The following is a 22,128-nucleotide window of genomic DNA, read 5'->3' as shown; positions in this document are numbered from 1 at the left end:
GTTAGGCCTGACCTTTGAAGATCAGCTGGGAGTTGGCGCGGTTGCGGAAGCGCAGCTGATCGATGCCGATCTGCGTCTGGTTCGCCGCCTCGCGTGCCGCCAGGATGGTGCCGTGGTGCGCTGATTTCGAACACACCGGGTCAGCATTGCTGGCATCGCCGGTCAGCATAAACGCCTGGCAGCGGCAGCCGCCGTAATCCTGCTCTTTTTCCGGGCAGGAGCGGCATGGCTCCGGCATCCAGTCATAGCCGCGATAGCGGTTAAAGCCGAATGATTCGTACCAGATGTGCTCCAGGCTGTGCTCCAGCACCGACGGGAATTTCACCGGCAGCTGACGGGCGCTGTGACAGGGTAACGCCATGCCTTCCGGCGTCACGCTGAGGAAAATCGCGCCCCAGCCGCCCATGCAGCCTTTCGGCCGTTCTTCGTAGTAGTCCGGCGTGACGAACAGCAGGTTGGCCAGGTTACCGCTGTCGGCCATTTTTTCACGATAGCGCTGCACCACCTGTTCTGCATCGGCAATCTGCTCGCGGGTCGGCAGCAGGCCTTCGCGGTTCAATTGCGCCCAGCCGTAAAACTGACAGGTCGCCAGCTCCACGTCGTCGGCCTCCAGCTGAATCGCCAGCTCGATAATACGGTCGATCTGGTCGATGTTATGCCGGTGCAGCACAAAGTTCAGCACCATCGGGTAGCCCAGCGCCTTGACCGCTTTTGCCATCGCCAGCTTTTGCTGGAAGGCTTTCGGGTTACCGGCCAGCGCCGCGTTCAGCGTTTCATCGCTGGCCTGGAAGCTGATCTGGATATGGTCCAGACCGGCGTCGGCGAAAGTCTGCAGCTTTTTCTCCGTCAGCCCGATGCCGGAGGTGATCAGGTTGGTATAGAATCCCAGATCGCGCGCGGCGGCAATCAGCTCCGGCAAATCTTTGCGCACCAGCGGCTCGCCGCCGGAAAAGCCCAGTTGCACGCTGCCCATCGCCCGCGCCTGCCGGAACACCTCAATCCACTGTTCGGTGGTCAGCTCCTGCTCCTGCGCGGCGAAGTCGAGCGGGTTGGAGCAGTAGGGACATTGCAGCGGGCAGCGGTAGGTCAGCTCCGCCAGCAGCCACAGCGGCGGGTTAACCGACGGTTTTACAGCATTCTCAGTCACGGAAAATTACCCATTTTTGCTCGTAGGCGCTCTGGAAAAACTCCAGCACGTCCTGCGCCAGCCCGTCGGCGCCGGGAAAGCGCGCGTTCAGCTGGTCTATGATGCCTTGCAGCGTCGATTTGCCGTCCACCAGTTGCAAAATGGCGGCGGCGCTGTCGTTCAGTTTGGCCATGCCCTCAGGGTACAGAATCACATGGCTCTGCTGCACCTCTTCCCACTGCAGGCGGTAGCCGCGGCGGAACATCGGGGTTTGTTCTGGATTCAGGGTCATTACACCAGCCTCTGGGTATGCCACGCCCGCGCATCGGTCACGGTGTGGTACGGCGCTCGGTTCAGGGTATAGGCCATGGTCATGGCGTCCAGCATGCTCCACAGAATATCCAGTTTAAACTGCAGGATCTCCAGCATACGCTGCTGCTTCTCTACGCTGTCGCAGTACTCCAGCGCCAGCGCCAGGCCGTGCTCTACGTCGCGGTTGGCCTGGCCGAGGCGGCTGCGGAAGTAGTCATAGCCTTCGGCCTCAATCCACTGATAGTGCTGCGGCCAGGTGTCAAGGCGCGCCTGATGGATCTGCGGTGCGAACAGTTCGGTCAGCGAGCTGCAGGCCGCTTCCTGCCAGCAGGCGCGGCGGGCGAAATTGACATAGGCGTCGACGGCGAAGCGCACGCCCGGCAGCACCAGCTCTTCAGACAGCAGAGTCTCGCGCTGCAGGCCCACCGCTTCGCCCAGCCGCAGCCAGGCTTCGATACCGCCTTCGCCGCCGCCGTAGCCGTCGTGGTCGAGAATACGCTGCACCCACTTGCGGCGCACGTCCGGCTGCGGGCAGTTGGCCATAATCGCCGCGTCCTTGATCGGGATGCTGGTCTGGTAATAGAAACGGTTGGCGACCCAGCCCTGGATCTGCTCGCGCGTCGCCTCGCCGTTGTGCATGGCGATATGGTACGGATGATGAATATGGTAATACGCGCCTTTCGCCCGCAGCGCCGCTTCAAATTCGGCCGGGGAAAGGGGATGTTGCTGTGTCATGGCGTTAACCTACAGGTCGATGTTCATACCGTCCCAGCTCACTTCGATGCCGGCCTGCGTCAGGCTGCGACGCTCGGCGGAATCTTCGTCCAGGATCGGATTGGTATTATTAATATGGATCAGGATTTTGCGTTTTGCCGGCAGCGAAGCCAGCAGCGCCGCCAGGCCCTGTTCCTCGGCCAGCGCCAGGTGGCCCATGTCTTTGCCGGTGTTGCGGCCGACGCCGGTGTCCGCCAGCTCATTGTCGCGCCACAGCGTGCCGTCAATCAGCAGGCAGTCGGCGCGCTGCAGCCACGGCAGCAGGGCATCGTCCGGCTCGCCCAGCCCCGGCGCGTACAGCAGGTTGCTGCCGCGTGCGGTATCTTCGATAAACAGGGCGACGTTATGCCCCGGCAGCGGACGGTGGCGATACTGCGAATAGGGCGGTGCATTGCTCAGCAGCGGGATGGCGGTAAAGCGGATGGTCGGGCAGACCGCCGTCTGGAAGCTCTCCAGCGGTTCAACCGGGTGGTGGATCAGCCCGCCGTTCCAGTGCGACAGCATGGTGAACAGCGGGAAGCCGTTGCTGAGATCGTCGTGCACTTCACGGGTGCACCAGACGTGATGCGGGCAGCCTTCACGTAAATTGAGTAAACCCGCGCTGTGATCGATCTGGCTGTCGGTCAGGATAATCGAACCGATGCCGGTACCGCGCAACACGTCGGGGTTATTCAATTCAGGCGAAGCCAGCAGTTGATGGCAGATATCGGGGGAGACGTTGCACAGCACCCAGTTTTTACCGTCGTCGCTGATGGCGATGGAGGACTGGGTACGGCGCGACGCCTTGATGGTGTTGTTACGCACGCCCTGACAATTCTTGCAGTTGCAGTTCCACTGAGGGAAACCGCCGCCTGCCGCAGAGCCGAGAACTTTAATCTGCATGTGTGGACCAGATAAGGGAAAACCAAAGAGATGCCCGCACAGGGCGGGCATGACGGGCAATTAACGGTTGGAAATGTACAGCGTCACTTCCAGGCCCAGGCGCAGGTCGACGAATTCAGGTTTAGTCCAGGTGGTCATATGTCGTACTCCTATTTTATAGTCGCGGGCAAAAAGCGCCCATTTAGAAAACCGTTTACATTCGGCCGCTGCGATGTTGAATAAATGTGATGAACTTCGCAACCTTTAAAGGGTAAAAGTTTTTGGCTACGCGCGCCAGTTGACATCAAGCGTTTTTATCCAGTTGCCCCAACAGAGCTTGTCCAGCAGCGGTTGGTCAAAACCCGCCAGCGACAGCGTCTGAATCAGCGTCGGCAGCCCGCTGACGTCTCCCAGCGGCTGCGGCACATTCACACCGTCAAAATCCGAACCGAATCCAACGTGGTCTTCACCAAGTTTAGCGATTAGAAACTCAATATGTTTAACAATTTCGGTCAAATCGGTATTGGCGCTGTCTCGTTTGCCGTCGGCGCGCAAAAATGCGGTGCCGAAGTTGACGCCGACCATACCGCCGCTGTGCGCGATGGCCTCCAGCTGCGCGTCGGTGAGGTTACGCGGCTGCGGGCAGAGCGCATGGGCGTTGGAGTGGGTCGCCACCAACGGCGCGTTGCTGAGCGCGGCGGTGTCCCAGAAAGCCTTTTCGTTCATATGCGAGACGTCGATCATGATGCGGCGCCGGTTGCAGGCGGCAATCAGCGCTTTGCCGGCGGCGGTCAGGCCGGGGCCGCTGTCCGGAGAGCCGGGAAACGCGCCGCGTATCCCTTCACCAAACGCGTTGGGCACATTCCAGAACGGGCCGATGCTGCGTACGCCCAGTTGATAGAAATGATCCAGCTGCGACAGATCGGCGTCCAGCGCGCCGGCGCCCTCAATATGCAGCACCGCGGCGATCCGTCCGTCGGCCCGGCACTGGCGGATATCGTCGGCCGTACGGCAGATGCGCAGCCGTTCCGGCGCCGCCTGCTCCAGCTGATACATAATAGCGATCTGCTGCTCGACGATGGTCAGCGGATCGAAATAGTCCTGCACCTGCGCTTCAGACTGCCCGCGCTGCTGGGCGACATACGCCACCGGCGGGATAAATACCGCAAACAGCCCGCCGGCGAAACCGCCGCGCCGCATACGCGGAAAATCGAGATGGCCGCCCGCCACCTGATGGTAAAAGGCGCCGGCCGGATCGTCGGGGTGGTCAAGCCACAGTTTGAGCAGCAGGTCGTTATGGCCGTCAAATACGGCGTGGGGCGCTGGGGTCGTCATGGTGGTTTCGCTCTGTCGGCAGGTAGGCGTCTATGTTCCCCGATCTGCCGGGACAGGGCAACCGCCGACCTTGCCGAACGGTGGTTTGTGCGGCAAGTCGCTAAAAAATGGCCGCCCCGAAGGACGCAATTTCTTGATTTTTTTGTGACGAGTTAAAGCAGTGCCTGTGTGACACCTGTTTTCCCCATTTTTTACTATCAAAAGTTGTACACCTCGCACAAATAATCTTCCTGCCAGATAGCTCCTATTGATACGTCCCTCTACCCACATTAACATCAGGAAACTTACTGATAGGGAGAGTTATAAATGGATGTTATGGATGCAGGGAAAGCTATTGCATTAGGTATTGCCAGTATTCCACGTGATGCATATTTAGGGTTAGAACGCACGTTGCAGGATCTAAACCTGAGTGATGGACGTAGCTACTATCAGCGCCGTAATCTGGCAGAGGATGCCCGTTTTGCTCGCGGTATGATTAAGATAGCCAAGAACCGCAATCAGATATACGACATAGCCAGAATCATATTAGATGATGTAATTGATAAAGTTCCTGAACCGGTTCTGCGATGGCTGCATAGTGCTGTAACGCAAAAACAGACGGAAGCGGAGAGTAGCTGGGTTATGCAAAACTTAATTGTCACCTACCTTGCGCAACAACTTTGTGAAGGGGTAATGATGAGTGCATTCTTCAAGCTCACGATCCGTACAACCCTTACCGCTGGGGTAGGTTTGATATTAACGCAAGGCTTGCTAGCCAATGCAGCTAATGCATCCCGTGAACTGGCGTTGACTAACCCCGCCCTGTATCGCAAGCTCTACATCAAAGACTTTGATATGCTGTACTTTATGTTTGAAAAGCCGATCGGTAAAATTACCAAGCTCATCCAAACGTATCAAAACAGCCCGGCTCAGTTGCAGGAGTCTGTACGAAACCTAGATTTTAAAGGGTGAGAATATGATTTTCCTCATGCGTTTACTTTTCGGTCTGGTGGGTTCCGTGATGGGAGGTGCTGCACTTCTTAGTTTTGCGTACTTCTACGAGGAACCCGGCAACATGAAGATTATAGCCCCGTTAGGGATTGTTGTTGTTGGCGTCCTGTTGCTTATCGTGATCGACAAGTTTACTCCCAAAAAAGACTGATGCCGAAGAGTGCCCTCTACTGTTCTTCATCGAATGTCATGGTATGAGGGCAGGAATGACCAGCAATAAGTCTATGGTTTGGCCGGTTCCGGGACGATGGAAAGACAGATGATGTGACGTTCACACAGGGCGTTATGCGTGGTGGATTCCGGTTGCATCCAGCGGGGCCGCGTAAGATTTCTGAGGGCTGCATCACTCTGTTCAATCAGCGTGAATTCAATGTGCTCCGCTGGCGTATCCTCAACTCTCCAAAGTTCAAAATCCCCGGCTCAAACCTTTACGCCTACGGTGAGGTCAGAGTGATATGAAACGCATTCTCTTGAGCCTGATAGCCTTTGTGGTGCTGGCTATCGTCTTGATGTTTATTCTGGGGGCTATTATGCCGGATAGTCTGTTCCGCTCACTGGCGAGCCTGCTTGATATCCACGATGCGGAGGGAATGACAAACCTGCTTGCAGATGTGACTCTCATAGCGTCTGCGGCGCTCTCTCTGCCGATCGTCTGGATAGGTAACCGCAGGTTCAGATAGGTAAAGAAAAGGGCGCAGAGAGCGTCCTATAACGATAACGTTCATGGCGGGTTGAAATGACTGACCGTCTCCCCACTTTCCCTGCCTAAGCTATCACAAAAAAATGGCCGCCCCGAAGGGCGGCCATCTGCTGTACTCACACGCGTTAGCGCGTCAGATTACTTGCTTTCGGTGCCGTCTGGCAGGGCATAGGCCACAATGTAGTCGCCCATTTTGGTGCCGAACGAGCCGTGGCCGCCTGCGGCGATCACCACGTACTGCTTACCGTTGACCTGATAGGTCATTGGCGTTGCCTGGCCGCCGGCCGGCAGACGCGCTTCCCACAGTTTATCGCCGTTGCTGACGTTAAACGCACGCAGGTAGTTATCTGCGGTAGCGCCGATAAAGAAGATATTACCCGCGGTGGTCACAGGACCGCCCAGCATTGGCATACCCATTTTAAACGGCAGTGGAACCGGCGAGCTGTCGCGCACGGTGCCGATACGTTTTTTCCACACGATCTTGTTGGTTTTCAGATCGACCGCAGAAATGTAACCCCAGGCAGGCTGTTTGCACGGGAAGCCCAGTGGCGACAGGAACGGGTTCAGAGTCACGCCGTACGGTACGCCGTACTGCGGCTGAATGCCGGACTCGGAGCCGGTGCCGCCTTTGTCATTTTCATCCGGTTCGATCGGGTTGCCCGGACCGCGCGGAATCAACTTGGAGACAAACGGCAGCGCCATCGGGTTGGCGATCGCCACCTGACGGTCGGTATCCACCGACAGGCCGCCCCATTCAAACATCCCCAGGTTGCCCGGGAACACCAGCGTGCCTTGCTCGGACGGCGGGGTGAAGGTGCCTTCATAGCGCAGGCTGTGGAACATCACGCGGCAGACCAGCTGATCGTAGATGGTCGCACCCCAGGTGTCCGCACCGGTCAGTTTCTCTTCCGGACGGAAGGTCAGCTCGGAGAACGGCTGCGTCGGTGACAGACGGTCGCCTTTCGCCGGGCCCTGCGGTACCGGACGCTCCGGTGCAGGCACCACCAGTTTGCCGGTGGCGCGGTTCAGCACGAAGATGTTGCCGGTTTTGGTCGGTACGTAAATGACCGGTACTTTCTTGCCGTCTTTATCAGTGATATCCGCCAGCGTCGGCTGGGCAGGGATATCCATGTCCCACAGGTCGTGGTGCACGGTCTGATAAGACCAGGCCAGTTTACCGGTACTGGCATGCAGAGCCACCAGGCTGCTGGAGTAACGCTCCATTTCCGGCGTACGGTCGCCGCCCCAGATATCCGGGGTAGGAACGCCCATCGGCAGGTAAACCAGATCCAGTTTGGCGTCATAGGCTGCCGGCGCCCAGGAGTTCGGCGAGTTCGGCACGAAGTGGTGTTCGTCGGCAGGGATCTTGTTCGGATCGGCGCTGCCCGGATCGAAGGCCCACAGCAGTTTGCCGCTGTTGACGTCAAAGCCGCGGATTACCCCGGAAGGCTCGCGGTTGGAGTAGTTATCGGTGACCGCACCGGCGATGATGATCACTTTATCGGTGACCACCGGCGGCGAAGTCGGCTCATAACGGCCCGGCGACGCATACGGCATATTGCTCTGCAGGTTCAGCTCGCCGTTGTTGGCAAAGTCCGGGCAGCGTTTGCCGGTTTCCGCATCCAACGCAAACAGACGACCGTCGTTCACCGGCATGATAATACGGCGGGCGCACTGGGCAGCCGGCGTATGATTGGCATCGGCCTGCGCCGCAGCCGGTGTTTCATGATAAGAAACGCCGCGGCAGGTGATGTGCTGGAAGGTCGAGTTGTATTTGAGCTGCGGATCGAACTGCCACTTCTGTTTACCGGTAGCGGCGTCCAGCGCGAACAGTTTCTGGTGCGCGGTGCACAGATACAGCGTGTCGCGGATTTTAATCGGCGTCACTTCGTTGGTGATCTCACCCGGGTCGTTCTCGGTTTTCAGATCGCCGGTGCGGAAGGTCCAGGCTTCTTTCAGCTGAGAGACGTTTTTGTCGTTGATCTGCTTCAGCGGCGAGTAGCGGGTACCTTCCTGAGTACGGCCGTAGGCCGGCCAGTCAGCGCCGTCAGCCTGCGCGGCCTGGTCGACCACCGCCTGCGTCTGCGCCGGGTCCAGCGTGCCGTGGATCTCCTGCGGGTCGTTGAACACCGCATAGACCAGCACCACCACGGTCAGCACCAGCACTGCGCTCAGCGCGCCGTAGGCCAGTTTACCGCCGGCAACCAGTTTGCGGTAAATGAACGGCAGCACCATCCACAGACCGAAGAAGAAGGTGACGTCGAGACGCGGCGTCAGCGCCCAGAAATCAGGGCCGACTTCCCACAGCGCCCAGATCACCGTGCCCAACAGGAACAGGGCGTACAGCAGTAAGGCAGTAGCACGACGACGATACAGCAGCCATGCGGTTATTAACATTACCAGACCGGCGACGATGTAATAGAACGAGCCGCCAAGTTTGGTCAACCATATCCCGCCGACTAACAGATATACGCCGCTTAACGCAGCGAATAGTGCTGTTAATAGGATCAGGATGGATGAGGGGTGTTTTTTTTCCATAGAATTAACCACCGTGAATTAAAAAAGCTTCATTTTGAGAATAAGCCAAATCTCAAAAAGCATTCTGTTTTTTTGTTTCACCGGGCCGAAAATAGCGTTCGGCCGGTCGCTTTATTGACCCTGGAATCAATAAAGCTGCGCAAGTATGAGACTTATTTCACAGATATGGTAGAGCTTTAATGGTAAGACGCACGTTTTTTCACCGCCGCAACACCGGCCGGAGAGCGCCTCAGCCCAGTAATCATGCGGTCTGAGGCGGGAAGCGCGGCCGATGAACAATTAATGCGTCACCCGTCACAGAGCGATAGCGCATGGTTTATTAATCATCAAATATCGTACGTTATTTATGGCTATTCACGCGCCGGTGAAATATACCCTTAATTTTATTGCCACAATATATCGGGGGCAGGATGATTCTAAATTTGATTACCCCTGATTTTTTCGTTGTTTTTTTTCGCGTTTTTTCGTCCTGCGCGCCCGCACGTTCCATCATCTTTACTAATCTATTACAGGCGCGGTCGCATGTTGGCGGCTGCGCATACCTTTGGATGCGTTTAGGAGACGGAAATGACTATCCACCATAATACCTCGGGAAAATCGACGCTTGCCGTGGCGCTGTATGAACTGCTGAACCCGATTCCGCTCGGATTCTTTGTTGCCGCCTGGGTCTTTGACATTATTTACCTGAAAACTTTTGTACTGATGTGGACCCACGCCGCCAGCTGGCTGATCGCCATCGGGCTGGTGATCGCCATTATTCCACGGCTGATTAATCTGGTGCAGGTCTGGTTCAGCGGCAGCGCGCGTGAGAGCGGGGCGAAACTGCACTTCTGGTTGAACCTGCTGGCCATCCTGCTGGCAATCGTCAACGCCTTTATTCACAGCCGCGACGCCTACGCGGTGGTGCCGTTGGGCGTCACGCTCTCGACCCTGGTGGTGATCCTGCTGCTGCTGGGCAATGTGCAATTTGCGTTACGTCAACGTGCCGCTTAAGGAGAAGCCGACCATGAAAAAACTCAATACCGTCCTGACCGCCGCCGTCCTCAGCGCCCTGCTGGCGGGGTGCGACAACGGCTCACAGCTGGATCCGCAAAAGCAGATAGGCCCAGACCCGGAGCTGCCGCAGGCGAAAAACTTCCTGATGCCGCCGATGCAGGTGCCGGAAGGCACCGCCTGGAAACAGGGCGAGATGCCCAAGGTGGCCGAAGGGCTGAAAATTGAAAAAATCGCCGAGGGTCTGATGCACCCGCGCCAGGTTTACGTGCTGCCGAATAACGATATTCTGGTGGCCGAATCCAACGGGCCGGCCAAGCCCACCACGCGGCCGAAGCAGCTGATTATGGGCATCGTGCAGAAATCTTCCGGCAAGGGCGGCGCGGGCGGCAACCGCATTACGCTGCTGCGTAACGTTGACGGCCAGTGGCAGAAACATACCTTTATCGAAAATCTGCGCTCGCCGTTCGGCATTCAGCTGATCGGCAACACGCTGTGGGTGGCCAATGCCGACAGCCTGGTGAAATTCCCTTACCAGGAGGGGCAAACCGAGATCCGCGAGCCGGGGGTTGAAGTGACCGAACTGCCGGGCGGCCCGCTCAATCACCACTGGACCAAAGCGCTGCTCGCCAGCCCGGACGGCAGCAAGCTGTATGTCGGGGTCGGCTCCAACAGCAATATCACGGAAAACGGCATCGGCGCGGAGTATCGCCGCGCGGCGGTGCTGGAAGTGGATGCCGACAGCGGCGCCAGCCGTATTTATGCCGGCGGTCTGCGCAACCCGACCGGGCTGCAGTGGGAGCCGCAAAGCGGCAAGCTGTGGGCGATCGTCAACGAACGTGATGAAATCGGTTCCGATCTGGTGCCGGACTATATGACCTCGGTGCAGGAGAACGGCTTCTACGGCTGGCCGTACAGCTATTTCGGCCAGCATGTGGACAGCCGCGTACAGCCGCCGCGGCCGGATCTGGTGGAAAAGGCGATCAAGCCCGATTATGCGCTCAGCTCACACGTCGCGCCGCTGGGGCTGCTGTTCTACACCGGCGACAATATGCCGCAGTACCGCGGCGGGGCGTTTATCAGCGAGCACGGCAGTTGGAACCGCACGCCGCTCAACGGCTACCGGGTGGTGTGGGTGAAGTTTGAAAACGGCAAGCCGGTCGGCAAGCCGCAGCCGGTGGTGACCGGATTCCTGACCGACGACCAGAAGCAGGTGCGCGGCCTGCCGGTCGGCCTGGCGATGGATAAGCAGGGCGGCGTGGTGATTGCCGATGACGCCGGCGACAGCGTCTGGCGCATCAGCGCCGCGCAATAACGCGTTAACCCGGGTCTGGCGCGACGGCCAGACCCGTTATCTTGCCTGCGCCGTCCGGCAACATCAGCCGGACGGCGTTTTTCATCCTCAGCCGTCGCTGGACAGGGCGCTGAGGCGCAGACGCTTGCGGCGCTGGTGCCGATACAGGTGATCCATAATCTCGGCCCGCGACTCAATCGCCGGCGGCGAGCCTTCCAGCGGCTGACAGGCGCTCTCTTTACTCATCCGCACCGCAATCAGCCCCACCAACGCGCCGAACATCAGATAGCCGGCGGGCGCCAGCGGGTTGTCGGTGACGTTGACCAGCCAGGCGCTGAGCAGCGGCGCGGTGCCGCCGAACAGCGACGTGGAGAGGTTATAGGCGATCGCCAGCCCGCCATAGCGCACCGCGGTGGGGAACAGCGCCGGCAGCGTAGAGGCCACGGTGCTGAGAAAGCAGGTCAGCAGCAGCCCCATCACCAGCATGCCGATAAAGGTCAGCGCCAGGTTTTTGCTGCCCAGCGCGTAAAAGCAGGGCAGCGTCAGTAGCAGAAAACCGACGCAGCCGAGGGTCCACAGCGGCTTGCGGCCGATCTTGTCGGACAGCGCGCCCATAAACGGCAGCACCACCATCATACACAGCATGGCCGCCACCACGATGGTCAGCCCCTCCAGCTCACTCAGCCCCAGCACCACGTTCAGATAGCCGGGCATCCAGGTCAGCAGCATATAGTCGGCAAGATTGAGGATAAACACCATGCCGATGCACAGCAGGAAGGCGCGCAGGTGATGGGTGACAATCTCTCGCCACTGCTGGCGCAGCCCCGGCGGCGGCGCGCTGTTTTCCATATGTTTGGCGAAGGCCGGGGTCTCTTCCAACCGCAGACGCAGCCAGACGCCGATCAGCCCCAGCGGGCCGCCGATCAGAAACGGCACCCGCCAGCCCCATTCACGCATCGCTTCATTGCCCAGCAGCAGGGTCATGGCGGTGACCAGCGCGGCGGAGAAGATCAGCCCCAGCAGGGTGCCTACCTCCAGCCAGCTGCCCAGCCGGCCGCGCTTTCTGTCCGGCGCATATTCGGCAATAAAGGTGGCGGCGCCGCCGTATTCGCCGCCGGTGGAAAACCCCTGTACGCCGCGCGCCACGATCAGCAGCGCCGGCGCCCACAGGCCGATGCTGGCGTAGCTCGGGATCAGGCCGATGGCGAAGGTGCCGAGCGCCATCATGATCATGGTCAGCGCCAGCACCCGTTTGCGGCCGATACGGTCGCCGAGCGGGCCGAAAAACATGCCGCCGAGCGGGCGGATCAGAAAGGCGACGGCAAAGGCGGCATAGGTGGAGAGCAGTTGGGCCCCGGGGCTGATCTCCGGAAAGAAGACCATCCCCAGGGTCACGGCCAGATAGCCGTAGATGCCGAAGTCGAACCACTCCATGGCATTGCCCAGTGAGGCCGCCGCCACGGCGCGTTTCACCAGGGATTTGTCGATGATGGTGACATCGGGGACGGCGTCAGCATGATGTTGTGATGCAGGTGATGTGTTGCTATTCATTATTTTTCTCCATGATTAATCTGGAGAGCGGGGCGGCGGGAACGAAGCGCCGCCCACGGCATTACCCATATTCCCTGCGTTTATACCTCTATGTCGCCTTCACGGCGCAGGCTTTGCAGCGCCGCGACGGACTTTACGTTTTTGGTGACGATATAGGTAAAATAGCGTTCGATGCCCAGGTCGGAATCCAGCCAGCTGTCAATCAGACGCTGATACTCGTCGATAGACAGCGTTTCGAATTTGGCCCAGTAATCCACGCCGCCGCCCACTGCCACACATTCGGTCAGTTCTGGCGTATTGAGCACGCGTTTTTCAAAACGGGCAAAGCTCTCTGCGTTATGTTGTTTAAGCTCGATCGATACCCAAATCGGCAGGCGCTTCATCAGCACCCGGGCGTTGAGCCTGGCGTAATATCCTTCGATCAGTCCGGCCTGCTCCAGGCGTTTTACCCGCTCCCAGCAGGGGCTGACGGACAGGTTTATCGACTCCGCCAGCCGCGACTTGGTAATGCGGCCGTCTTTACTCAGAATGTCGAGGATCTTCAGGTCATAGCGATCGAGTTTCATACGGTAATTACATCCTTAATGGCGACCGGCGCGCCGGGGCCGTTAATCGCTATGGCGATACGATCTCCCGGGCAATAACGGCCAGCGTGTCCCCCATCGCAACCTGTGCCGGAAAGCGCCGCGCCAGCACAATGCCGTCGCGCAACGCCCGGTACTCCACCGGCGGCTGGCCGCTGCGGGAAGGGTCATAAACGCGGGCCAACAGTTCACCCGCGTTTACGCGCTGGCCCAGTGGGCAGAGAAATTCCAGAATGCCGCAGTGCTCGCTTTGTACATAGCAGGATGCATCCGGCATATCAAGCAGCTGCGTTTCTCCCTCCCAGGGCTGCGGCGTCTCCGCCAGCACGCCGTGATGGGCCAGAAAGTTGCGCACGCCGCGTTCCGCCAACTGCTGGCGCTGCGGCGTGGTGGTGCCGCCGCCGCCCAGCTCGGTGGTGACAAATCCCTTACCCTGGCTCTCCACCACCGTGTCGTACAGCTGGCTGGCGTCCAGCTCATACATCATCACGGTCAGCGGCGCGCCGAAGGCCTGCGCGGCGGCCAGGTTATCGGCCTGCTGACGCTCGTCATCCAGCGCGTGCAGCGCGGCGAAGGGCATGATTTCCAGCGTGCGGCCGCCGGAGTGCAGATCCAGCGCCACGTCGCACATCGGCACCAGCACCCGGGTAAAATAGTCGGCAATCTGCGCGGTGACGCTGCCGTCCGGCGCGCCGGGAAAGCTGCGGTTGAGATTGCCGCCGTCGATGGGAGACGTGCGTTTACCGGCCTGTACCGCCGGCGCGTTCATCATCGGAATGATGATTACCCGCCCTTGAACCTCGTCGGCCTGCAGCGTGTTGGCCAGTTTCAGCAGGGCGATAATGCCCTCGTACTCATCGCCGTGGTTGCCGGCGGTCAGCAGCGCCGTCGGCCCCGGCGCGCCGTTGATCACCGTCACCGGGATCATCACCGCGCCCCAGGCGGAGTTGTCGTGGGACCAGGGCAGCTTCAGGAAGCCGTGCTGCACGCCGGGCTGGCCGAAATCCACCCCGGCATACACGGGGCTGGGCTTTTCATGACTCATGCTGTTGGCTCCTTATTTGACGAACAGACGTCGTGGGTAGTCGCACAGGACGTCGGCGCCCTGTGCGGTGATAACGATGCTTTCGGTGATCTCCAGCCCCCAGTCATCCATCCACAGACCGGGCATAAAGTGGAAAGTCATGCCCGGCTGCAGCGGCGTTTCGTCGCTGGCGCGCAGGCTCATGGTGCGTTCGCCCCAGTCCGGCGGGTAGCTGATGCCGATGGGGTAGCCGCAGCGTGCGCCGCCGCGATCGATGCCGGCACGACGCATGGCGCCTTCCAGCGCCCGGGCGACATCGCCGCAGGTGTTGCCCGGACGGGCGGCGGCCAGCCCCAGCTCAATGCCGGACAGCAGCGCCTCTTCACCGCGCCGGAAGTGATCCGGCACGTCGCCGAGGAAAATGGTGCGCGACAGCGGCGCGTGGTAGTGACGGTAGCAGCCGGCGATCTCAAAGAAGGTGCCTTCCCCGCGGCGGAACGGCCGGTCATCCCAGGTGAGATGCGGCGCGGCCGCGTCGGCGCCGCCCGGCAACAGCGGTACGATCGCGGCGTAATCGCCGCCGAAACGCACGCCGTCGTCGTCCACCCAGCCTTCGATGGCGCAGCGCTGGATCTCCGCCACCAACATGTTTTTCGGCAGACCCGGTTCCACCATCTGGTAAATGCGCTCATGCATCCTGCCGACGATGCGCGCGGCGATACGCATATACGCCAGCTCGCGCGGCGACTTGACCGCCCGGCACCAGTTCACCAAGGCGGTGGCGTCGATAAATTCCTGCTGCGGGCAGTTCAGCTGCAGGTTCAGAAAGGCCAGGGCGGAGAAGTAGTAGTTATCCATTTCCACGCCGATGCGCGCCTGACTCCAGCCGAACAGCGGCAGCACTTCCTGGGCCAGGGCGCGCATCGGATGTTCGTCCGGATTCTGCACCAGCCGCTCCGGGTAACCGATAATCCGCTCGTCGGCCATCCAGCAGGTGCGCAGCGCGCCGTTGCTGTCCTGCTGGCGGCCGAACCACACCGGTTCATCTTCCAGCCCCAGCAGCACGCACTGATGCACGTAAAAAGACCAACCGTCGTAACCGGTCAGCCAGGCCATATTGGAAGGGTCGCTGACCACCAACAGCTCGATGCCTTGCTGCACCATGGCGGCGCGGGTTTTGGCGATCCGCTGGTCGTACTCTTCGCGTGTGAAGGGCAAAGTTTTCGTCAACATGCTGTTTTATCACTCATCGCAAGCGTGGAAGCCCTGACCGGCGGGGAAACGCCGGCCTGTTTACCCTGTACCCAGGGCGCGGGGTTACTGCGACTGCTCCAACTGCGCCAGCGCAAAGGCGGCGATGGCGCTGTCCTGCACCCCGGTGCCGCTCAGGCAGCACAGGGTGATGTCTTGCGGCGTAAGGCGCAGCGGCGTGCCGCCGGCAACTAATGCGCCCAGTTCGTACACCGTGAAGGGCGGCGTCTGCCCGTTAAACGCTTTCAGCTCGCCGTTGTGCTCGCTCTGGCTGCGCAGATCGCAGACGACGTGGTCGGCATGCAGCAGGGCGCTGATATCAATCTCCCGCTTGTCCGGGCTGTCGGATCCCATGGCGGTGACGTGTACGCCGGGAGGCAGGTGCTCGGCAAACAGCAGCGGCTCGCGGGATGGTGTGGTGGTGACGATAATGTCCGCCCCGGCGCAGGCGGCGCCGCTCTCCGGGTATCCCGTCGCCTGTAGCCCGGCATCCGACAGTTCCCGGGCCAACCGCTGCGCCGCCTCCGTGCGCCGCGCCCAGATTGATACCTGTTCGACCGGAAACAGCAGACGCAGGGCGGCCAGCTGCAGCCGCGCTTGTTCGCCGGCGCCAATCAGCGTGATGCGCCGGCTCTCCGGCCGGGCAAGATATTTGGCCGCCAGCAGCCCGGCCAGCGCGGTACGCACGGCGGTGAGGTAGCCCTCATCCAGCAGCAGCGCCCGTGGGACGCCGGTTTCGGCGCTCAGCACCACCATCAGCCCGTTAAGGCTGGGCAACCCGCGCCGGGGATTATCAAAAAATCCGGGGCTGATTTTGATGGCGAAACTGTCGCTGCCGCGGATCCAGGCGGTTTTGACGTCCACTTCGCCGTTGACCTCCGGCAGCGCCATCGAAAGGATCGGCGGCTGCACCACGTTGCCCGAGCCGAGGGCGCGGAATCCTGCCTCAACCGCCGCCAGCGCGGCGGCATCCAGCCGCACCGCGGCGCTAATCTGCTGTCGGTTATAGATCTGCATCCTGTGCCTGCTCCTGTCTGGCCCGATCGAAGGTTTCCAGCGCGACGTTGTTGCCGCTCAGCACCAACGCCACCTCCTTGCCTGCGATCGGGATCCGGTGGTGCTCTATCGCCGCCAGCCCGACGGCCGCGGCCCCTTCCAGCAACATCTTCTCCTGCTCCAGCAGGGTGACCATCGCCCGGGCGATGGCCGTCTCCGGCACCTGATAGTGGCTGTCCATCGTCGCGCGTACCAGCGCCAGGGTGTGGCGGTTATCAAGCCCGATACCGCCACCCAGCGAGTCGGCCAGGCTTGGCGTCTCCGGCACGCTGACCGGTTTCCCCGCCTGCAGGCTGTGCCACATGGCGGCCCCGTCGCTGAGGCTGACGCCGACCACCTCGGTGCGCGGACTCAGCTGCTTCATCACCAGACCGATGCCGCCCAGCAGCCCGCCGCCGGACAGGCCCGCGAACACCATATCGAGCTGCGGCCGCGCCTCGAGGATCTCCAGCGCCAGCGTGCCCTGACCGGCGATAATCAGCGGGTGGTCGAAGGGCGGAATCGCCACCTGGCCGCGGCTCGCCACCCGTTCATCCACCGTCTCAAACGCCTCATCCTGGCTGTCGCCGCAGCGGCAGACCTCGGCGCCCAATGCCTCAATGGCCGCTACCTTATTGGCCGGCACCAGCGAGGAGAGGCAGACGGTAGCCGGAATGCCCAGTTCCCGGGCGGCCCAGGCCACCGCCCGGCCGTGGTTGCCGGTGGAGGCGGTAATCACGCCGGCCTGCAGCCGCTGCGGCCCGTATTGCTCCAGCAGGGCGGCGATCATGTTGCTGGCGCCGCGCAGTTTAAACGCGCCGGTAGGCTGCAGATTTTCCAGCTTGAGCCAGACCTTGGCGTCATAGCGCTGCGACAGGTACGGCGAATAGCGCAGCGGCGTGTTATCCGCCTGAGCGCGGATGCGCCGGCGCGCCTGCCAGACATCAGCCAGCGTAACGCCGCCGGGAAGTTCAGGATTCATCGTTGTTCCTTCTGTCAGCGTAGCTGGCCGGCGGAGCCAAGCTCATCGGCCACGCGGTTCACCGCCCGCAGGGCGCGGTCGACCAGTTCATCCACCTCGGCGCGGTTGATCACCAGCGGCGGCGCAAAGCCGAGGATATCCCCCTGCGGCATGGCGCGGGCGATCAGTCCGTTGTCCAGCGCCGCCGCCGACACGCGCGGCCCCACTTTCAGCGCCGGATCGAACGGCCGGCAGCGGGTTTTGTCGCCGGAGAATTCAATTGCCGCCATCAGCCCGACGCCGCGCACCTCACCGACCAGCGGATGATCGGCAAAACTGTCGTGCAGGCGCTGCTGGAAGTACGCGCCGGTGTCGGCGGCGTTCTGCACCAGGTTTTCCCGCTCGATAATCTGCAGATTCGCCAGCGCCGCCGCCGCCCCCAGCGGGTGGCCGGAATAGGTCCAGCCGTGACCGATCGGGCCGTATTCGCCGGTTCCTTGCTCCAGCACGCGCCACACCTTGTCGCTGACGATCACGCCGGACAGCGGTTGATAGGCGCTGGTCAGCCCTTTGGCGATGGTGATCAGATCCGGGCGCATACCGTAGGTATGAGAGCCGAACTCACTGCCGGTACGGCCGAAGCCGCAGACCACTTCATCGGCAATCAGCAGGACGTCGTACTTATCCAGCACCGCCTGTATCGCCGGCCAGTAGCCCTCCGGCGGCGGCACGATACCGCCGGTGCCCAGTACCGGTTCGCCGATGAACGCCGCCACGCTGTCCGGCCCTGCCGCCAGGATCATTGCCTCCAGCCGCTCGGCGCAGTGCTGCGAGAACGCCAGTTCGCTGACGCCCGCCAGCTCCGGCGCCCGTTGGTAGTAGTAGGGGGCGTCGGTGTGCAATATGCCGTCAATCGGCAGGTCGAAATGGTCGTGGAACGACGCCAGCCCGGTCAGGGATCCGGCGGCGATGCTGGAACCGTGGTAGCCGCGCAGGCGTGAGATGATTTTCTTCTTCTGCGGCCGACCGAGAATGTTGTTGTAGTAACGCACCAGTTTGATCTGGGTTTCGTTGGCGTCGGAGCCGGACATGCCGTAATAGACTTTGGACATGTTCATCCCGGCTTTGGCGATGATCTTTTCCGACAGCGCCACCAGAGGCTCGTTGGTATGGCCGACATAGGTGTGGTAGTAGGCCAGCTCTTTGGCCTGACGATAGATGGCTTCGGCCATCTCTTCACGGCCGTAGCCGATATTGACGCAGTACAGGCCGGCAAACCCGTCGATAAACTGATTACCGTCGGCATCGTGCACCATAATACCGCTGCCGCCGGTCATCACCCGGCCCGGTAGTTCGCCGTGCGCATAGTCGCGCAGATGGGTGGAGGCGTGAAACGTCACCTGACGGTCGCGGGAAATCAAGTCGTTGCGCTGTTCCATGATCATTCTCCTGTTACTGAGGGCAGAGTGGGTTCGCCTGACAAACCGCCAAGGCAGAAGTAGCGGGTGGTTAGATATTCATCGATGCCGGTGCGGCCGCCTTCGCGCCCCAGACCGGACTGTTTGACGCCGCCGAAGGGCACGGTAGGGCCGGTCATTTTGACGCTGTTCACCGCCACCATGCCGTACTCCAGCTCGCGGATGTAGCGCCAGACCCGGCGCTGATCGCGGGTCCAGAGGTAGGCCGCCAGCCCGTATTCGGTGGCGTTGGCCTGAGCGATCGCCTCATCATCCTGCTGCCAGGCGGCGACGGTGGCGATAGGGGCAAAGCTCTCCTCCTGCCAGACCCGCATCGCCGGCGTCACGCCGGCCAACAGGGTGGGCATAAAGTAGTTGGCGCCCGGCGCCTGACGCTGATCGCCGTGGATCAGGCGCGCACCGCGGGACAAGGCGTCATCCACCAGGGTCTGCGCCTTCTCGACCGCCTCACGGTGGATCAGCGGGCCGATATCGCTGTCCGGGCTGTCGCCGGGGCCGACTTTCAGTTCGCGCAGCCGTGCGGTAAACGCCTCAATAAACGCGTCGTGGATCTGCTGATGCACCATAATGCGGTTGGCGGCCAGGCAGTCCTGACCGCTGGTCTGGAAGCGGGCGGCGATGGCCGCCGTCGCCGCTTCATCGATATCCACGTCCGGCGCCACCACGAACGGCGCGTTGCCGCCCAGTTCCAGCGACACGCGCTTCACGCTGCCGGCGCACTGGGCCAGCAACAGCTTGCCCACCCGGGTGGAGCCGGTAAACGACAGGGCGCGCACGCGCGGTTCTTCACACAGCTGGGCGCAGACCGCCGGCGGATCGCCGGTAATAACGTTAAACACGCCGTTCGGCAGCCCGGCGCGTTCCGCCAGCTCGGCCAGCGCCAGCGCGGAAAAGGGCGTTTCATTGGCGGGTTTTACCAGCACGCTGCAGCCGGCGGCCAGCGCCGCGGCCGCTTTGCGGGTGATCATCGCCAGCGGAAAGTTCCAGGGAGTAATCAATGCGCAGACGCCCACCGGCTGTTTCAGCGTGCCGGGCAGGGTGCCGTCGATTTGTACGGCGAGCGTTTCACCGTTGATCCGCACCGCCTCTTCGGCAAACCAGCGGATAAAACTGGCGGCGTAGTCCACTTCGCCTTCGGCCTCGCGGCGCGGTTTGCCCTGTTCATTCACCAGCAGGGTGGCCAGATCGTCGCGGTGCGCCAGCAACTGTTGATACCAGGCCATCAGCAATGCCGCGCGCCGGTCGGTACGCACCTGACGCCAGCGGCTGAAGGCCTGTTCGGCGGCATCCACTGCCCGTTCGATCTGCGCCGGCTCCAGCAGCGGGATATGCCCCAGCAGGCTGTTATCGGCCGGGTTATACACCGGCCATTCAGCGCCGGACTCACTGTGGCACCACTCGCCGTTAATCCAGGCGAAATGACGAAACAGACGGGGATCCTCTAACTTCATCTGCGTTCTCCTTAGCGCCGAATAGACGCGGCGCTTAGTCTGCTCCCCCGTCAAGATTACCGGGGGAAAGGCACATGGGATGCTTTGAAGATAAGAGAAAGTGTGAATAAATAATTTCTGTTTCAGCGTCGTAATTATTGGTTTTTTTCTGTTGTTATTGCAATAGACGCTAAATCAACGCCGCGCAACAGGCACTAAGGAAATAAATATGACCACATTGTTTTTATTTATTACGCCGCCGGTGAAACGGTATGCCGCGAGCCAAACAGAATGCTGGACACGCCCGCAGATGGCGGAATGATTGTCTGAAGAAATGGCATAATCCGCTGGTAAATACGTGATCCACAGGAACACCGTTAACGTCGGGGATTATCATAGGTGTTTGATTATAATGGGGTGTCGAGTAGGTTTCGGGCGAGATTCCCCGCACATCCGGGACACCGTCGGCCAGTGCCGCCGCATAGGGCAATAAGCCAAAGTTATTTTTCGTGATATGGCTCATAAATTTAAACTGACACGAGCAGGTTATTAATGATGACGGAGTTCACAGAAATGATGCTTACCGTAAGCGGCTGTAAGATTAATAACAGAAAGACGCAGCAATAATAACGGCAGAATAGTTTTTATGATGCGGCGCTTGAATGATAAGGAATCGCTATGGCGCATATTTCATCCGCCGGAAAAGTATTAATGCCCCCCGAGAAAGGAGGGCTGAAAAGTATCGCTTATTGATCCCAGCGGGCGCGTTGCATATCGATAACAAAACGATATTTCACGTCGCCCTGCAGCATGCGGCTAAACGCGGTTTCTACCTCGCCGGCATCAATCAGCTCTACGTCGGCGGTGATATTGTGCTGGCCGCAGAAGTCGAGCATCGCCTGCGTTTCCGCAATGCTGCCGATCGAGGTGCCGGTAATGCTCAGGCGACGGAACACCATCGGCGTCACGTCCGTCGGCGGGTGCGGGCTGTCCGGAATGCCGACCAGCACCAGATGGCCGTTGGTCTTCAGGCAGGCCAGGTAAGGATCAAGCTGATGCGGCGCGGCGACGCAGTCGAGGATAATGTCCAGACTGTGTTGCTGGGCGGCCATCTGCTGCGCATCCTTGGATACCACCACCTGGCTGGCGCCCAGACGGCGCGCATCGGCGCCTTTTTCCGGCGAGGTGGTGAACAGCGTCACCTCCGCCCCCAGTGCGCTGGCCAGCTTCACCGCCATATGGCCCAGCCCGCCCAGGCCGATCACGCCGACCTTATCGCCCGGCTGCAGTTTCAGGTGCTGCAGCGGCGACCAGACGGTCACGCCGGCGCACAGCAGCGGCGCTACCGCGTGCAGCGGCAGGTTCTGCGGCACCGATACCACAAAATGCTGGTCTACCACGATCTGCTCGGCATAGCCGCCGGTCGTCAGCCGGCCGGTATATCTGTCGGTGCCGTTATAGGTTGGCACAAAACCCGTCTCGCAGTACTGCTCCTCCTGCTGGCGGCAGAAATGGCAGTCGCCGCAGGAATCCACCATCACGCCGACGCCCACCAGATCGCCCGGCTGAAAGCGCGTTACCGCCGCGCCGGTGGCCCGCACCCGGCCGACAATCTCATGGCCCGGCACCAGCGGATAGTTGCTGACGCCCCATTCGTTGCGCGCCATATGCAGATCGGAATGGCATACCCCGCAATACAGGATCTCAATGCTGACGTCTTCCGGCTGTACATCACGCAGCGTAATCTGGGCGGGGGCCAAAGGGCGGTCGGCATGGCTGGCCGCGATAGCGTTAATTTTCATCGTTTCACCTTTCGTTATCGGCATCTGTCCGCAGCGGTACGGACAAACTTGCGTTGAGGGCGGCAGACTATAGACAAAAGGTTCCTTTA

General features: G+C 60.7%; 22 protein-coding genes. 6 read left to right on the top strand and 16 right to left on the bottom strand.

The genetic code is table 11. The features are described 5' to 3' along the window. Position 1 precedes the first annotated feature (1 nt). The 6 genes from pqqE to HF675_RS12080 all read right to left on the bottom strand — a co-directional run bounded on the left by pqqE (position 2) and on the right by HF675_RS12080 (position 4,408). Positions 2-1,147 (bottom strand): pyrroloquinoline quinone biosynthesis protein PqqE, encoded by a 1,146-nt coding sequence (pqqE, locus tag HF675_RS12105; RefSeq protein ID WP_105231168.1) that lies wholly within the window; start codon positions 1,145-1,147, stop codon positions 2-4. Then, positions 1,140-1,418: a pyrroloquinoline quinone biosynthesis peptide chaperone PqqD gene (gene pqqD, locus HF675_RS12100; protein ID WP_105231169.1), complete on the bottom strand. Its 279-nt coding sequence runs from the start codon at positions 1,416-1,418 to the stop codon at positions 1,140-1,142. The genes pqqE and pqqD overlap by 8 nt, the downstream gene beginning before the upstream one ends. Beyond that, a complete protein-coding gene (gene pqqC / locus HF675_RS12095) occupies positions 1,418-2,173 on the bottom strand; it encodes a pyrroloquinoline-quinone synthase PqqC (RefSeq protein ID WP_105231170.1) in 756 nt (251 codons plus the stop codon). Before pqqC ends, pqqD begins: the two co-directional genes overlap by 1 nt. Positions 2,174-2,182: 9 nt before the next feature. Beyond that, positions 2,183-3,094: a pyrroloquinoline quinone biosynthesis protein PqqB gene (gene pqqB, locus HF675_RS12090; protein WP_105231171.1), complete on the bottom strand. Its 912-nt coding sequence runs from the start codon at positions 3,092-3,094 to the stop codon at positions 2,183-2,185. A gap of 60 nt (positions 3,095-3,154) precedes the next feature. Beyond that, entirely contained in the window at positions 3,155-3,232 is a 78-nt protein-coding gene (gene pqqA, locus HF675_RS12085; RefSeq protein ID WP_004937827.1) for a pyrroloquinoline quinone precursor peptide PqqA, read from the bottom strand. Between the two features lie 126 nt (positions 3,233-3,358). After that, complete coding sequence (locus HF675_RS12080; protein WP_187043101.1) at positions 3,359-4,408, bottom strand: dipeptidase; 1,050 nt, start codon at positions 4,406-4,408, stop codon at positions 3,359-3,361. 306 nt (positions 4,409-4,714) lie between these two features. Here HF675_RS12080 and HF675_RS12075 point away from each other — a divergent pair, with 306 nt between their 5' ends. From HF675_RS12075 to HF675_RS12060, 4 genes are all read left to right on the top strand, one after another. After that, a complete protein-coding gene (locus tag HF675_RS12075; RefSeq protein WP_187043100.1) occupies positions 4,715-5,359 on the top strand; it encodes a hypothetical protein in 645 nt (214 codons plus the stop codon). A gap of 4 nt (positions 5,360-5,363) precedes the next feature. After that, complete coding sequence (locus HF675_RS12070; RefSeq protein WP_105231174.1) at positions 5,364-5,549, top strand: hypothetical protein; 186 nt, start codon at positions 5,364-5,366, stop codon at positions 5,547-5,549. Positions 5,550-5,614: 65 nt separating this feature from the next. Further along, positions 5,615-5,857, top strand: coding sequence for a tlde1 domain-containing protein (locus HF675_RS12065; RefSeq protein ID WP_105231175.1), 243 nt, complete (start codon positions 5,615-5,617; stop codon positions 5,855-5,857). Next, positions 5,854-6,078: a hypothetical protein gene (locus HF675_RS12060; protein ID WP_187043099.1), complete on the top strand. Its 225-nt coding sequence runs from the start codon at positions 5,854-5,856 to the stop codon at positions 6,076-6,078. Before HF675_RS12065 ends, HF675_RS12060 begins: the two co-directional genes overlap by 4 nt. Positions 6,079-6,236: 158 nt before the next feature. Here HF675_RS12060 and HF675_RS12055 read toward each other — a convergent pair whose 3' ends face one another. Beyond that, entirely contained in the window at positions 6,237-8,636 is a 2,400-nt protein-coding gene (locus tag HF675_RS12055; protein ID WP_105231177.1) for a glucose/quinate/shikimate family membrane-bound PQQ-dependent dehydrogenase, read from the bottom strand. A 573-nt stretch (positions 8,637-9,209) separates the two neighbouring features. Here HF675_RS12055 and HF675_RS12050 point away from each other — a divergent pair. Beyond that, the gene (locus tag HF675_RS12050) at positions 9,210-9,629 is read left to right on the top strand and encodes a DUF2231 domain-containing protein (protein ID WP_370447007.1); all 420 of its coding nucleotides are present in this window, start codon (positions 9,210-9,212) and stop codon (positions 9,627-9,629) included. Positions 9,630-9,642: 13 nt separating this feature from the next. Beyond that, positions 9,643-10,944 carry a sorbosone dehydrogenase family protein gene (locus HF675_RS12045; RefSeq protein WP_105231179.1) on the top strand — a complete coding sequence of 434 codons (1,302 nt, stop codon included), beginning with the start codon at positions 9,643-9,645 and terminating at the stop codon, positions 10,942-10,944. Between the two features lie 87 nt (positions 10,945-11,031). On the opposite strand, the gene HF675_RS12040 is transcribed toward HF675_RS12045, so the two are convergent. The 9 genes from HF675_RS12040 to HF675_RS12000 form a co-directional block, all read right to left on the bottom strand. Further along, positions 11,032-12,474, bottom strand: a complete 1,443-nt coding sequence (locus tag HF675_RS12040; RefSeq protein ID WP_105231180.1) for an MFS transporter — start codon at positions 12,472-12,474, stop codon at positions 11,032-11,034. An 80-nt stretch (positions 12,475-12,554) separates the two neighbouring features. After that, entirely contained in the window at positions 12,555-13,040 is a 486-nt protein-coding gene (locus HF675_RS12035) for an Lrp/AsnC family transcriptional regulator (RefSeq protein WP_105231181.1), read from the bottom strand. 49 nt (positions 13,041-13,089) lie between these two features. Then, positions 13,090-14,103, bottom strand: a complete 1,014-nt coding sequence (doeB, locus tag HF675_RS12030; protein ID WP_160031047.1) for a N(2)-acetyl-L-2,4-diaminobutanoate deacetylase DoeB — start codon at positions 14,101-14,103, stop codon at positions 13,090-13,092. 12 nt (positions 14,104-14,115) lie between these two features. After that, the gene (gene doeA / locus HF675_RS12025) at positions 14,116-15,315 is read right to left on the bottom strand and encodes an ectoine hydrolase DoeA (RefSeq protein ID WP_105231183.1); all 1,200 of its coding nucleotides are present in this window, start codon (positions 15,313-15,315) and stop codon (positions 14,116-14,118) included. Positions 15,316-15,399: 84 nt separating this feature from the next. After that, positions 15,400-16,350 carry a cyclodeaminase gene (locus HF675_RS12020; RefSeq protein WP_187043098.1) on the bottom strand — a complete coding sequence of 317 codons (951 nt, stop codon included), beginning with the start codon at positions 16,348-16,350 and terminating at the stop codon, positions 15,400-15,402. Beyond that, positions 16,337-17,350 carry a hydroxyectoine utilization dehydratase EutB gene (eutB, locus tag HF675_RS12015; RefSeq protein ID WP_187043097.1) on the bottom strand — a complete coding sequence of 338 codons (1,014 nt, stop codon included), beginning with the start codon at positions 17,348-17,350 and terminating at the stop codon, positions 16,337-16,339. Before eutB ends, HF675_RS12020 begins: the two co-directional genes overlap by 14 nt. A gap of 14 nt (positions 17,351-17,364) precedes the next feature. Continuing rightward, positions 17,365-18,768, bottom strand: a complete 1,404-nt coding sequence (locus tag HF675_RS12010) for an aminotransferase (protein ID WP_187043096.1) — start codon at positions 18,766-18,768, stop codon at positions 17,365-17,367. Between the two features lie 2 nt (positions 18,769-18,770). After that, positions 18,771-20,258, bottom strand: coding sequence for an NAD-dependent succinate-semialdehyde dehydrogenase (locus tag HF675_RS12005; protein WP_187043095.1), 1,488 nt, complete (start codon positions 20,256-20,258; stop codon positions 18,771-18,773). Positions 20,259-20,983: 725 nt separating this feature from the next. Then, positions 20,984-22,039, bottom strand: a complete 1,056-nt coding sequence (locus HF675_RS12000; protein ID WP_105231188.1) for an NAD(P)-dependent alcohol dehydrogenase — start codon at positions 22,037-22,039, stop codon at positions 20,984-20,986. Positions 22,040-22,128 lie beyond the last annotated feature (89 nt).

The sequence above is a fragment of the Serratia sp. JUb9 genome (assembly GCF_014298095.1).
Taxonomy (GTDB): Bacteria; Pseudomonadota; Gammaproteobacteria; order Enterobacterales; family Enterobacteriaceae; genus Serratia_B; species Serratia_B rhizosphaerae.
Note: the sequence above shows the minus strand (reverse complement) of the source record. Positions and strands in the feature narration are given on the sequence as shown.